Source organism: Acinetobacter sp. CY79 (genome assembly GCF_059515845.1).
In genome coordinates this window covers 24,922-37,501 of the sequence record NZ_JCAKMY010000031.1, presented here as the reverse complement: position 1 = coordinate 37,501, position 12,580 = coordinate 24,922, and the positions used below count along the sequence as shown (strand labels likewise).

The 12,580-nt window shown below is 39.4% G+C and carries 18 protein-coding genes and 4 tRNA genes; 6 read left to right on the top strand and 16 right to left on the bottom strand.

Going from position 1 to position 12,580, the window contains the following annotated elements:
• The coding region (locus tag AC5YCE_RS12730) for a transposase (RefSeq protein ID WP_496172284.1) at nt 1–299 on the top strand (299 nt) is incomplete at its 5' end.
• Between the two features lie 199 nt (nt 300–498).
• On the opposite strand, the gene AC5YCE_RS12725 is transcribed toward AC5YCE_RS12730, so the two are convergent.
• Nucleotides 499–612 (bottom strand): hypothetical protein, encoded by a 114-nt coding sequence (locus AC5YCE_RS12725; RefSeq protein WP_496172285.1) that lies wholly within the window; start codon nt 610–612, stop codon nt 499–501.
• A gap of 111 nt (nt 613–723) precedes the next feature.
• Here AC5YCE_RS12725 and AC5YCE_RS12720 point away from each other — a divergent pair, with 111 nt between their 5' ends.
• Nucleotides 724–1,077, top strand: coding sequence for a hypothetical protein (locus tag AC5YCE_RS12720; RefSeq protein ID WP_496172283.1), 354 nt, complete (start codon nt 724–726; stop codon nt 1,075–1,077).
• Nucleotides 1,078–1,121: 44 nt separating this feature from the next.
• Nucleotides 1,122–1,448 (top strand): hypothetical protein, encoded by a 327-nt coding sequence (locus AC5YCE_RS12715; RefSeq protein ID WP_496172282.1) that lies wholly within the window; start codon nt 1,122–1,124, stop codon nt 1,446–1,448.
• A 250-nt stretch (nt 1,449–1,698) separates the two neighbouring features.
• Here the strand turns inward: AC5YCE_RS12715 and AC5YCE_RS12710 are convergent, their stop codons facing one another.
• Nucleotides 1,699–1,986, bottom strand: coding sequence for a YbeD family protein (locus tag AC5YCE_RS12710; RefSeq protein ID WP_496125193.1), 288 nt, complete (start codon nt 1,984–1,986; stop codon nt 1,699–1,701).
• Nucleotides 1,987–2,115: 129 nt separating this feature from the next.
• On the bottom strand, nt 2,116–4,047 hold the full coding sequence (gene rpoD, locus AC5YCE_RS12705; RefSeq protein WP_496125190.1) for an RNA polymerase sigma factor RpoD: 1,932 nt from the start codon (nt 4,045–4,047) through the stop codon (nt 2,116–2,118).
• A gap of 330 nt (nt 4,048–4,377) precedes the next feature.
• Here rpoD and AC5YCE_RS12700 point away from each other — a divergent pair, with 330 nt between their 5' ends.
• Together AC5YCE_RS12700 and AC5YCE_RS12695 are read left to right on the top strand one after the other, a co-directional pair.
• Nucleotides 4,378–4,581 carry a PA3496 family putative envelope integrity protein gene (locus AC5YCE_RS12700; RefSeq protein ID WP_496125189.1) on the top strand — a complete coding sequence of 68 codons (204 nt, stop codon included), beginning with the start codon at nt 4,378–4,380 and terminating at the stop codon, nt 4,579–4,581.
• Between the two features lie 71 nt (nt 4,582–4,652).
• Complete coding sequence (locus AC5YCE_RS12695; protein ID WP_496125188.1) at nt 4,653–5,177, top strand: YecA/YgfB family protein; 525 nt, start codon at nt 4,653–4,655, stop codon at nt 5,175–5,177.
• Between the two features lie 125 nt (nt 5,178–5,302).
• Here AC5YCE_RS12695 and AC5YCE_RS12690 read toward each other — a convergent pair whose 3' ends face one another.
• From AC5YCE_RS12690 to trhO, 3 genes are all read right to left on the bottom strand, one after another.
• The gene (locus AC5YCE_RS12690; RefSeq protein ID WP_496172281.1) at nt 5,303–5,719 is read right to left on the bottom strand and encodes an ABZJ_00895 family protein; all 417 of its coding nucleotides are present in this window, start codon (nt 5,717–5,719) and stop codon (nt 5,303–5,305) included.
• Between the two features lie 83 nt (nt 5,720–5,802).
• Nucleotides 5,803–6,387 (bottom strand): DedA family protein, encoded by a 585-nt coding sequence (locus AC5YCE_RS12685; protein ID WP_496172280.1) that lies wholly within the window; start codon nt 6,385–6,387, stop codon nt 5,803–5,805.
• 115 nt (nt 6,388–6,502) lie between these two features.
• Nucleotides 6,503–7,435 carry an oxygen-dependent tRNA uridine(34) hydroxylase TrhO gene (gene trhO, locus AC5YCE_RS12680; RefSeq protein WP_496172279.1) on the bottom strand — a complete coding sequence of 311 codons (933 nt, stop codon included), beginning with the start codon at nt 7,433–7,435 and terminating at the stop codon, nt 6,503–6,505.
• A gap of 115 nt (nt 7,436–7,550) precedes the next feature.
• Here trhO and AC5YCE_RS12675 point away from each other — a divergent pair, with 115 nt between their 5' ends.
• Complete coding sequence (locus AC5YCE_RS12675; protein WP_496172278.1) at nt 7,551–8,036, top strand: DUF1289 domain-containing protein; 486 nt, start codon at nt 7,551–7,553, stop codon at nt 8,034–8,036.
• Between the two features lie 138 nt (nt 8,037–8,174).
• On the opposite strand, the gene panD is transcribed toward AC5YCE_RS12675, so the two are convergent.
• The 10 genes from panD to lolB form a co-directional block, all read right to left on the bottom strand.
• Nucleotides 8,175–8,555, bottom strand: a complete 381-nt coding sequence (gene panD / locus AC5YCE_RS12670; RefSeq protein WP_496125183.1) for an aspartate 1-decarboxylase — start codon at nt 8,553–8,555, stop codon at nt 8,175–8,177.
• Nucleotides 8,556–8,701: 146 nt separating this feature from the next.
• Nucleotides 8,702–9,280, bottom strand: a complete 579-nt coding sequence (gene pth, locus AC5YCE_RS12665; RefSeq protein ID WP_496172277.1) for an aminoacyl-tRNA hydrolase — start codon at nt 9,278–9,280, stop codon at nt 8,702–8,704.
• Between the two features lie 19 nt (nt 9,281–9,299).
• Nucleotides 9,300–9,593: a 50S ribosomal protein L25 gene (gene rplY, locus AC5YCE_RS12660; protein ID WP_496172276.1), complete on the bottom strand. Its 294-nt coding sequence runs from the start codon at nt 9,591–9,593 to the stop codon at nt 9,300–9,302.
• 103 nt (nt 9,594–9,696) lie between these two features.
• Nucleotides 9,697–10,650 (bottom strand): ribose-phosphate pyrophosphokinase, encoded by a 954-nt coding sequence (locus AC5YCE_RS12655; RefSeq protein ID WP_496125180.1) that lies wholly within the window; start codon nt 10,648–10,650, stop codon nt 9,697–9,699.
• Between the two features lie 36 nt (nt 10,651–10,686).
• Nucleotides 10,687–10,761 (bottom strand) — tRNA-Gln (locus AC5YCE_RS12650).
• A 92-nt stretch (nt 10,762–10,853) separates the two neighbouring features.
• Nucleotides 10,854–10,928 (bottom strand) — tRNA-Gln (locus AC5YCE_RS12645).
• A gap of 24 nt (nt 10,929–10,952) precedes the next feature.
• Nucleotides 10,953–11,027: transfer RNA gene (locus AC5YCE_RS12640), tRNA-Gln, on the bottom strand.
• Nucleotides 11,028–11,063: 36 nt separating this feature from the next.
• Nucleotides 11,064–11,138, bottom strand: a tRNA-Gln gene (locus AC5YCE_RS12635).
• A gap of 4 nt (nt 11,139–11,142) precedes the next feature.
• Nucleotides 11,143–11,973, bottom strand: coding sequence for a 4-(cytidine 5'-diphospho)-2-C-methyl-D-erythritol kinase (gene ispE, locus AC5YCE_RS12630; RefSeq protein ID WP_496172275.1), 831 nt, complete (start codon nt 11,971–11,973; stop codon nt 11,143–11,145).
• A gap of 18 nt (nt 11,974–11,991) precedes the next feature.
• A complete protein-coding gene (gene lolB, locus AC5YCE_RS12625; RefSeq protein ID WP_496172274.1) occupies nt 11,992–12,576 on the bottom strand; it encodes a lipoprotein insertase outer membrane protein LolB in 585 nt (194 codons plus the stop codon).
• Nucleotides 12,577–12,580: the final 4 nt, after the last annotated feature.

Genomic DNA, 12,580 nt, shown 5'->3' with positions numbered 1-12,580 from the left:
ATCGAGGTTACATCAGCCAAGAATTAAAAAGTAGGTTACAAGATCAAGGTATTGATTTGATTACTTATCATCGGAAGAACATGCGGTCTGTTGAGCTCAGTGTGCCAGATGAATATCACTTAAAACAACGCAATAAGATAGAAACATTATTCAGTTTGTTGAAAGGTCAATACAATTTAGTGACAAGTAAAGCACGCAGTGTTCGTGGATTTCTCAGTGGAATTTACGCCTCGTTATGTGCATATCAATTAGCTCATCAAAATAAACCGACAATTCATATTATGGAATCATTGGCATAAACAGGATTCAGGTTACTTTAATATTTAATAAAGTTAAATAATATTGTTGTGCATTGCTCAATTAATGAATGTGGGAGATGAAAAATCAAAAAAAAGCCCAGATCGGTAGATTTAGGCTTTTTGAATAATATAAAGCTATGATTTATATGTAATAAAAAAAGAATTTCGTATAAGGTGTATTAAGTTAATTTTAGACTTTCTAATAGTTAAATTTGTAGGACTTAGAAAACGCATTCAATAGTGCTTGAATCGATCTGGTTGCAATATCAGTATCAATTGCAATTCCCCAATATGTATTTCCATTATCGTCTATACAACGAATATAACTAATAGACCGGCTATCACTATGCTTACCTAAAGTTTTATATCAGGATTTCAAGATTTGACGAAGTTAAAATTCAGGAATATATAAAGAGCAAATGATATGAATAGATACATTTTAGGAATAATTATTGTCATATTTTATACCGTTGCGATGATGGTATGGGTATTTACAGACAAAGGCTTCGATGGAATGAAGTGGTTGACTATCTGGTTTTTTACTAGCACATTGGGTTTTGGTTTTTGGTTCGGTCATTTTTATGCGACAACGCCGATTGAAGAGCTTAAAGCACAAAAGAAAGAATTGCTGTGGGGGCATATCAAATTTGGTGTGTTGATGGTGGTTTTATTCGCCATGGCAACAGGCCTAAATAAAAAGATCGGTCTTCTATTTTTAGATATAGATGGCTATGTCACAGAGTTAAAACAAGCCAAAGTGATTATGAAGGGGGGGTAAAAGCCAATTTAAATAGGTTTTCAGGAACCGGTGTTTTCCCAGTAATGGAGGTTAATAATGCAGATATAGAGGTATCGCCTGTTTGTGATTTAATTTTAAAAGATAAATGTCAATACGGTTATATGATGGATCAAGGCTTTGATATTCAATATATTGATGATTTGAAATATCCGTTAAAATATAGATATTTGATCTTTGAAATAAAATCATCCGACTTTTATAGAGGGATTGATTATCATGTTCAGTTATATAAAACCAATCAACGTTATGTCTGGTTTCTGATTTTTTTTACCATAATCCCTGCATTAATCTTTGTATTTTTAATTCCATATCTTCTTTTTTTAAATCAACAACTTAAAATAATTAAATAAGAGAGTAATATCATGAGCAATAATACTCAACAACGTTTAGCTAGTCTGGATAGTTCAACCACCAATGCACTATATAAAGACCTAATGATTAATCTATGGGCAACACTGTTGGCTGGGTAAGGATTGATTTTGGTAAATCGAGATGCCAAAGCAGATGGCAATATAACGCCACCAGAACAAGAAATTATAAACCACCAAGAACAGGTACAGCATTAAAAAACACGCTCTTAAGCGTGTTTTTTAAATTTGATTAAAGTGCTGTTTTAATCAATGGACATGCTGCTAAATCCGCATAAACCGCATGAACTTGCTCAAGCTCTTCAAAGCGAAGTTGTGCAGTCACAGAATGATATTTACCTGTGCGAGATGGCGTCACCGTCATGGTTTGCCCATCAAATTCAGGAAAATGTTTAACAAAAATTTCATTCACAGCTTCACGAAGTTCTGCACCTGCAAGACCAATCAATTTAATTGGATAATCCATCGGAAACACCCAAAGATGTTCTTGTAATTCGCGTGATGGCGCACGATTTGTCATGTCAGTCATAGGACACCTCATTCATAAAAAATACCTGCAATGCGCAGGTATTTTTGCTTTTATTTGCTACATGCTCATATTATGGGGGAGTTCCCTGCATATTCAAGCCTGCATTATCCTATCGATAGATTAGTCATTCTCAAGGAAAGAACGTAAATGTTCTGAACGGGATGGATGACGTAATTTACGCAATGCTTTTGCTTCGATCTGACGAATACGTTCACGTGTTACATCAAATTGCTTACCGACTTCTTCCAAAGTGTGATCGGTTGGCATATCGATACCAAAACGCATTTTCAAGACTTTTGCTTCACGTTCAGTTAAGTTTTCTAGAACTTCACGCGTTGCTTCTTTTAAGCCTTCAGAGGTTGCTGCATCAATCGGAGAGGTAATGTTACCGTCTTCGATGAAATCACCAAGATGCGAATCTTCATCATCACCAATTGGCGTTTCCATTGAAATAGGTTCTTTGGCAATCTTCAAGACTTTACGTACTTTCACTTCGTCCATTTCTAGACGTTCACCTAATTCCTCAGGTGTAGGCTCACGGCCCATTTCTTGAAGAAGTTGGCGTGAAACACGGTTGATCTTGTTGATCGTCTCAATCATATGCACAGGAATACGAATGGTACGCGCCTGATCCGCGATTGAACGCGTAATCGCCTGACGAATCCACCAAGTTGCATAGGTCGAGAACTTATAACCACGACGGTATTCGAATTTATCAACCGCTTTCATCAAGCCGATGTTACCTTCTTGAATCAGATCGAGGAATTGTAGACCACGGTTGGTGTATTTTTTCGCAATCGAAATGACCAAACGTAAGTTTGCTTCAACCATCTCTTTTTTGGCACGGCGAGCTTTCGCTTCACCAATCGACATACGTTTAGAAATCTCTTTAATTTCTTTAACGCTAAGATCAAGCTCTTTTTCAATGTCAGCAATCTTTTGTTGGAAAGCCAAAACATCAGGGCGAACTTTTTCTAAATATGGTTTGAGATCAGCAGGGGCTTTCGCAATTTGTTCTTCAAGCCAAGCAGGATTTGACTCTTGACCTGGGAAGGTTGTACGGAATTGGTTTCGATCCATACGACCACGACGAACTGCGTAACGCATCACTTCACGTTCAGCGGTACGAATTTGTTCGTGTGTACCACGAATCATCTCAGAAATAATATCAAATAGACGAGGCGTGAATTTGAACATCATGAATACAGTTGCAAGTGCTTCAACAGCTTCAACAGCTTCTGGACTATTACGACCAGATTTGCTGATCGCAGCTTTAGCCACAGTCCATGCTGCTTCTAATTCGTTAAAACGAGCTTTTGCAATTTCAGGATCTGGACCTGACTCACCTTCAGAATCATCATCGCTTTCAGATTCTTCATCTTCGTCTTCGTCATCAAGTTTAACGTCTTTTGTTGGTTTAGCAGACGCATCGACTGCCTCTACAACTACAACTTCTTCAAGAACTTCAGGAATCTCTTCATCAGATTCAAGGTCTAAATAGCCTGATAAAATATCTGCTAAACGGCGTTCACCTGTTTCATAATCTTTATATTCTTGTAATACAACTTCGACTGCATTTGGCCAATACGCAATTGAATTAAGTACATCACGAATTCCTTCTTCGATTCGTTTTGCAATAACAATTTCGCCTTCGCGAGTCAAAAGTTCAACTGTACCCATTTCACGCATGTACATACGAACAGGGTCAGTGGTACGACCGGGTTCGTTTTCTACAGATGCGAGAACGGCAGCAGCTTCTTCTTCGGCAACTTCATCGGTTGTTTCGGTATTAGTACCGTCGAACATGGTGTCATCAGCTTCAGGCGCACGTTCATGTACCGGAATACCAACGTCTTGAAGCATCTGAATGATATCTTCAATCTGTTCACTTTCAGTGATTGAGTCTGGAAGATGATCGTTAACCTCAGCGTAAGTTAAGTAACCTTGTTCTTTGCCTCGGCTAATCAGAGCCGCTACTTGTGAAGTAGGGGAATGCTTATCGCTCATCTTTGCTCTCTTCTCGTTGAATCTGTGGCAGGGAAAACCGTGCATGATAGCACAATTATCGTCGCATTAATATCTGAATCCATGGGCTAAATTGGTTTAAAAGAAACCAAAAATTTAAGGCTTGTTTCCCATAATTGGGCTAAATCTATTGTTTTCAAGTATACCAAGCGTAGTTTCTTAAAAATGAAATATGTCCAAGCTTAAATGTGCATTCATTCAGTTTTGTTGTGTGGATTATAATCGCATAGATCGGTAGAGGAAAAGAAGCAAAATTTTGTTGATTATTGCTGAAAAATAAAATAAAACTTGACAAGAATTCAGAACACAGATAAATAGCGCCTAGCCCCATCCATTTTTTTTCATGAGGTAGTTTTAGTGTCTTCTACAGATTTTGAATTAGATGATAGCTTTAGTGATGATGAAGTCAGTTTTGACGACACATCGAGTAAAATTAGCGCGAAAGAATCGTTAGAAAAAAGACGTTTGATTGATGACCTCTTGGCTCAACGACGTTTGGATCGTGAGTTGAAAGAAGAATATGATTTTGACGACGACGATGATGATTTTGACGATGAATAATGATTTTATCGTTGGGCTTAGCTTTCGAAAATGATATCCTAAACCATTAATTGAGAAGTGTTGGAAACAAAATGAGTGCATTAGATTTAGACCAGTTAAGTGAATTCCTTGATGGCGATAATAACGAGCATGGTCTGGATTTCGCGGCAACACATGGTTTTTTATGTGCAACAGCTGTAGGCCCTCAGTTTGATCGTTGGTTAGATGAACTTTTTGATAATAATCAAAAGAAAGTTCCTGCTGAAATCATTACTCAAATTAAACTTTGGCTTGATGACCTGCGTCAAAAGCTTGCCAATGAAGAAGGGATTGAGTTTCCTTTTGAAATTGAGGAAGCTGATGTTGAGTCAAGTTTAGGTGACTGGAGTGTTGGTTTTGTTGATGCAATGTTCCTAAACGAAGATGCGTGGTTTACTCCTGAGTTTGAGGAGCAATTGGTTGATTTAACGTTGCCAATTATGGTGTTTAGTGGTGTGGACGAAGAAGATCCACAAATGGAATCGTTCCGTCGCAATGGGCAATTGATGGATGAGCTTGCGGAAGAAATTCCTGAAAATCTGAATGAAATTTATTTGATGTACCACACACCAAACTAAGTTAGTTAAGATTTATTGTTTTTGAAAATCAAGTTATAAAAAAGCACCTTCAATGAGGTGCTTTTTTTATGCCTAAATATTTAAGACTTAGTTTGATCTGCTTTTATACTGAGAATAAGCGTCAATTATTTAAATAATTTTTTAAGTCGATAGGGCGTATACCAGTTATAAGCAACAAAAAAGATTGCTGCATGGAGCACAATCAATATCAGCATAATCATGGCGGCGAGCAAAATGCCAGATTTTTCAGCTATAGCTAAGATTTGTTCAGCATTGGGATTCATGAGTACCAAGAAGAATACAAAGAAACTTGCGATCATAATGGCGATAGCACTTGATCCCCAAATCAATTGAATTTTTTCATGTTGAGTGGGAAGTCTTTGTTCTTTGTTAGCAAAGTGTCCTGCGGTGATTAATGCAGATACGATTAATGTTGGTACTAAGGATAATCCACCCAGTTTTAAACCGAAAATTAATACCGTAACCAGTAGGGTCAAGGCAATGCAGTACACAGCAGCAAAATGCTTCAAATAGTGCGTCATATTTCCCCAAAAAATATCTGACAATCAGAAAAGCGAACTTTGAAACAAAAGTCCTCATGACTCGGACTTATTGAATCTAGAAATTAATAATGAGATTTACGTTTATGACGACCATACCATATCCATCCGAGTACAAGCACAACGATGATGATAATCACATAACCCACTTGGCTGAAAATTTTGTGCATCATCTCCGTATTATGACCAAAATAATAACCGACCGATGCTAAAAATGTCGTCCATATAATTGTGCCTAATCCACTATAAGCCATGAATTTCCAGAAGGGCATACGACTCATCCCGGCAGGAATACTAATCAGAGAGCGAACTGCAGGGATCATTCTCCCAAAAAATACAATGCGATGACCATGTTTTTCAAACCACCCCAATGATTTCTCTACATCTTTAGGTTTGATAAAGAGGTATTTCCCGAAACGATCTACAAATTTAAAAATTTGCTCTCTAGGAATTTTACGCCCAATCCAATACAGAACAGCAGCAGAAATCAATGAACCCAAACTACCAGCAATAATAACGCCTGTGAGTAACAGCTCGCCTTTAGACGCTGTAAAACCAGCAGAAGGCATAATAATTTCTGATGGGATAGGGGGAAACACACTGTCGAGGAACATGAGCAGGGCAATCCCTAAGTAGCCTAATTGTTCCATGACGGAAATAATCCATGCGGTCATTTTGAGTGGTAACGAAATGAAGTTATTGAAAGTTTACTATAAAAAAACCGCTACGAGGGTAGCGGTTCGGTATGTATCTTGATTTATAAGATTAAAGGCGTTTGCGTTTTGCCGCTGCAATTTGAGATTGGCGCATACGGAAACCCGCTTTTTGTTTTTCAGTGGTTTTTTCAATGCAATGTACACATGAGACACCATGTTCATAACTTGGAAGCTCAACTTCAGCAGGAAGTAAAGGCCATCCACATGCATGACATTTGACGTTTTCACCTTCCTCCACACCATGTGTTACGGCTGTCCGTCCATCAAATACGAAACATTCACCTTCCCACATGCTTTCTTCTGGTGGGGTCTCTTCGAGGTATTTTAAAATACCGCCTTTGAGGTGGTAAACCTCAGTAAAGCCTTCTTGTAGCAACAGCGATGTAGATTTTTCACAACGAATACCGCCGGTACAGAACATGGCAATTTTTTTATCTTTATGTTGCTCTAGGTTGTTCTTAACGTATTCTGGGAATTCACGGAAAGTTTCTGTTTTCGGGTCGATCGCACCTTTAAATGTGCCTGCTTTGTATTCGTAATCATTACGTGTGTCGACAAGAATGACATCGTCACGAGCAATTAAATCATTCCATTCTTTAGGATCAAGATAATGACCGACAAGGTCGCGTGGTTTTACTTCTACGCCTAATGTTACGATTTCTTTTTTGTGTTTAATTTTCATTTTACGGAATGGTTTCTCATCGCTGTGAGATTCCTTATATTCCATATCTTGAAAACCTTCATCTAAAAGGAATTGATGAATCACATCAATGGCTTGACGATCGCCTGCAACCGTTCCGTTAATCCCTTCATCTGCAACAATTAGAGTACCGCACAAGTTAATGGTTTTTACCAAATCTAAAAGACGTTGTTGAAGATCAAGCGAATCTTGAACTTCTTTAAATTGATAAAGTGCCGCAACAACCCAACTTGTGGTCGCTTGCTGTTCTACAGGTGCAAGCTGTTCTACAGTAGCGTTCATGGAGTACTCCAAATGTATTAATATAGGGGATAATTTCAGGCGCGTATTCTAACGCGAATTTGTTCAATGTGCGAGAAAACCATATGATAAATATGGTTTATTGAGGAAGTAAATTTTGAGTAGTGATCGTCGAGTACCTTCTCTTACCCCATGTGCAGGACGTTGTTCAACGGTATTTGGTGATGCGGTGTGCCGTGGTTGTCGTAGATTTAATCATGAGGTGATCCGTTGGAATACCTATACAGAAGAACAAAGACAAGCGATTTGGATTCGTTTAGATGCGCAACTTGATCAAATCTTGGTGCCGATGTTGCCGCATGCAAATCTGACGATCATCAATGCTTTTATTCATTCTAAACGTGTTCGTGTATTTGATAATGCATCAAAAGGTCGGCGCTTGTATCATGCTTTAAAAATTTGTGAAAAAAATAAAAATTTGGCGGATGAGAGTGGTTTGGGGATAGATTCGAAACAAGTCAAACCTCTGTGGACTGAATTTGAGCGTCGAGTCCTTGCATTAGCCAATGCAAGCTATGAATTGGCTTGGTTGCGTGCGGATGTAATTGGTCAAAGTTTGCTCAAAACATTAAAACAAGAATAAATGAATCATTCATTCACTCAATGATTTGAAAAATAATAGGGGTGAACAAAATATGATTCTCATTGATTGTTATTGAGTTTATTGGATCATTGAACATAAAAAAGCTCGCATCATGGCGAGCTTTTTTATTGGAAACCGTTAAGCGACTTGTACAGGAATACAGTTCGCGGTGTGATTTACCGTATTATTTGGGTTGGCATAAACTAGACGAGGTTTATGGGCATCCGCTTCAGCAACAGTAAAGTCACCGAAAGTTGCGATAATCACAAGATCACCAATATCGGCTTGATGTGCAGCGCCACCATTGACAGAAATGATGCCTGAATTTTCTTCGCCACGAATAGCATACGTGGTAAAACGCTTACCATTGGTCACATTCCAAATATGAATCTCTTCGTATTCGCGGATACCTGCTAAATCCAATAACACACCATCGATCGCACAAGAACCTTCATAGTGAAGTTCTGCTTGGGTGACGACTGCACGGTGAATTTTTGCTTTTAATAAACGAGATAGCATGGAAAGCGTCTCCTGGTTTGCCCTGTGGTTGTTATCTAATGATTTAACAACAACTTCTATGTCGGGGGATGCAATTGAAAGCGCATTTTGCTCTCAAAATTTGATCGTGGCAAGAGAAATTGTTTTACAAAGATTAATTTTATCAATTAAGGTTTATAGGCGTTTATTTGATTCATTGCCTGTTGAACTTCACCATTAACCAATAATTTGATGCGGCTTAATGCGTGATGAAGGGCATCATCTATAAGCTTTTGCTCACTTGATGGTGCTTTGCTCAAAACATGCCCTGATACACGTTCTTTTGACCCTGGATGACCAATGCCTACACGTAAACGATGGAAATTCGGACCTGTATGCGGGACGATATCACGTAAACCGTTATGACCACCGTGACCACCGCCAGTTTTAAGGCGAATCACACCTGGATCCATATCAAGTTCATCGTGAGCAATGAGCATTGCTTCGGGAGCAATTTGATAGAATTTTGCGAAGGGGACAACACTTTGACCTGAAAGGTTCATAAACGTTGTGGGTAAAAGCAGACGAACGTCTTGACCTTCTATTTTACCCCGACCGCTAATCCCTTTATATTTTGGATCAGCTTTTAATGCGATGCCATATTGTTCTGCGAGGCGTTCTACGAACCAAGACCCTGCATTATGGCGGGTTTGAGCATACTCAGAACCTGGGTTGCCCAAACCTACAATCAGTGAAATATTTGACACTAATTTACACCATCAACACTTATGCGCGTTTAAAGTCAGCGTGCATAGGTGTGTTTTTAGCTGGGTGGCGTTGAAGTGCTTGGATTTTAACGCTTTCAACTTTACCGTCAACATTGATTTCAATAGTTTCTTCGAAGAAAGATTTGCTTTCTAAAGCTTTAACTAATTCACGAAGTTCTAAAGTGATTGCAACAGGCTCGCCTGAACCGTAGATGATTGCAGGGACTTTGTGTTGAAGACGAAGGCGGCGGCTCGAACCTTTCCCTTGAACTGCTTCTTCACGAGCTACTGCATTTAATACGAAGTTTGCCATGATAGACATTCCTAATTTAAGTTTAATTGACTAGACCTTCGACCAGTCTAGTGATGAAAGCCCCATCAAAAATTTGATGAGGCTTTTAAAATTCAGCGCATTATTATAGATAAGAATCAAACATTGCGCTAATAGATTCTTCGTTGTTAATACGACGAATTGTTTCAGCAACCATGCTGGCTACTGAAACTTGGCGAATCTTACCAAGTTCTAATGCTTCTTTAGAAAGCGGAATTGTGTCAGTCACAACCAATTCGTCAATCACAGAATTACGTAAGTTTTCAAGTGCTTTACCAGACAGTACCGGGTGCGTTGCATAAGCAACAACACGGCGAGCACCAAATGATTTAAGTGCATCAGCAGCTTTACACAACGTACCCGCTGTATCCACCATGTCATCAACGATGACACAATCACGATCTTTAACATCACCAATCAAATGCATCACTTGTGATTCATTTGCTTTTTGACGGCGTTTGTCAATGATTGCTAAATCGATATCACCCATTTGCTTCGCAACCGCACGTGCGCGAACCACACCACCAACGTCAGGTGAAACCACCATTAGATTGTGATGCTGTTGTTGACGTAAGTCAGCAAGAAGCGCAGGAGTACCGTAGATGTTATCTACAGGAATATCAAAGAAACCTTGGATCTGGTCGGCATGCAAATCGATCATGACAACACGATCAATACCTACAGTTGTTAGCATATCTGCAACAACTTTAGCTGTGATCGGCACACGAGCAGAACGAGGACGACGGTCTTGACGAGCATAACCGAAGTAAGGAATAACGGCAGTGATACGACCAGCACTTGCGCGACGCAAAGCATCAGCCATCACGAGGACTTCCATTAGGTTGTCATTCGTAGGGGCACAAGTAGGTTGTACGATGAACACGTCTTTACCACGAACATTTTCAGTGATTTCGACAGCGATTTCGCCATCAGAAAACTGACCAATAGATGCAGCACCTAAAGGAATATGTAAATGGCTTACGACTTTTTGGGCGAATTGTGGATGCGCTGTTCCACTAAAAACGACAAGATTGGGCATGAAGCACCCTTGGCGGTTAGAAAATTTGGAAGTAGATGGCAGGGGTAGCTGGATTCGAACCAACGGATGCCGAGATCAAAACCCGGTGCCTTACCACTTGGCGATACCCCTAATGCGGCAGAACTTTAATATTTTTACGAGAATTTGTCAAGGTTGTTTGACATTTTCTAACCGTAATCTGTTCTGTCTTTTTGAGCTTAAAATGGCAGGGGTAGCTGGATTCGAACCAACGGATGCCGAGATCAAAACCCGGTGCCTTACCACTTGGCGATACCCCTAATGATCATATGTTGTGTTGTAAATGGCAGGGGTAGCTGGATTCGAACCAACGGATGCCGAGATCAAAACCCGGTGCCTTACCACTTGGCGATACCCCTAATACACAACAATATGTATCTACAGATGAAAAATGATGGCAGGGGTAGCTGGATTCGAACCAACGGATGCCGAGATCAAAACCCGGTGCCTTACCACTTGGCGATACCCCTATCATTAAACGCCGAAATGATTGAGCGGAGATTCTTTTAAGCTATTCACTAAGTAAGATTTACATGGTGAATGAGCCAGAATTTCATCTACATTCATACTCGTCGTTACTTCAGTAAAAACACAAGCACCTGTACCTGTAAGTTTTGCAACACCGAACTGATCTAAATATTGCATCGCTTCATCGACTTCAGGATATAAACTTCTTGCTAGAGGCTCAAAGGCATTTCCGAAATCAGATGGCTTTATCTGATAGGCGCAAAATTTAGTGCTCTTCGTGTCTCTTGTCAACGCTTTTTGTGAAAAAAGCAGTTGAGTGCTGATAAAACAGTCAGGTTTGAGCACGATGTATTGTTTCTGATCTAAGTCTATGAATGTTAAGTGTTCACCAATGCCTTCAGCCCACGCATTTTTACCATGAATAAAAATAGGCACATCTGCGCCGAGTTTGATCCCTAAATCGGCAAGTTGATTGGTATTTAAACCGCATTGCCAAATTTTATTCGCAACGATAAGCGTGGTTGCTGCATTGGAAGAGCCACCCCCAAGTCCTGCGCCCATCGGAATATTCTTTTCAATACGGATATTTAAGCCCAATTGATCAGTTTTTGCATAAGGTTTGATGATTTGTAGGGCTTTATAAATGAGATTTTGTTCAAGATCTACGCTATTCAATCCCTCGATTTGGATTGAGTTTGTATTGGTTTGTTCAAACTCCATCCAATCATAGAGATCTATGAGCTGAAAAATACTTTGTAATTCGTGATAACCATTTTCACGACGACCTGTGATATGCAAAAAAAGATTGAGTTTTGCTGGGGATGCAACACGAATCATAAAGTTAGACTTATTTAATTAACGATTTTGAATGACCATTGTAATACGGTTTTCTTTACCTGTTTCAAGCTGTTGTTGCAAAATCAGCTTATTGGGTAATTTTGCATTGTCATTGTAGCTTAAGGCCACCGTCCAGCCGTCTTCAATGATTTGCTGGATACGTTGTTGTTGATCTTTTTCGATTTGAGCAGTACTCGATGCAGGTTGCGCTTGAACCCAATCAACCAAGTTTGTAATCGGTGCTTGCCATCCCGTTGCTTGCGCTAATAGTTCTTCTGGGGTTGCAGCTTTGATTTTACCTGTTTTGGCGCTATTTAGCGTCACTTGACCAGGCTGACCTGAGATTTGCGTTTTACCAACACCGAGAATCCCGCTGAGTTCAATATCAAAATTTTGCTGGTTTTGAACCCATGTAAAAAATGCACTGCCAGATTGTTGTGGAGTTTTGACTCCAATCTTGCCTTGAAGTTGGAATTGATTTTCAGCTTGTAGAATGGTGCTGTTGCTTAAAGGCTTTTGAGTACTGATACTTTGACAACCTGTCATTGCCAATACACTGAATGTACTGCTTAGAATAAAAGTTATTTTTACAATTGGATGCATAAAA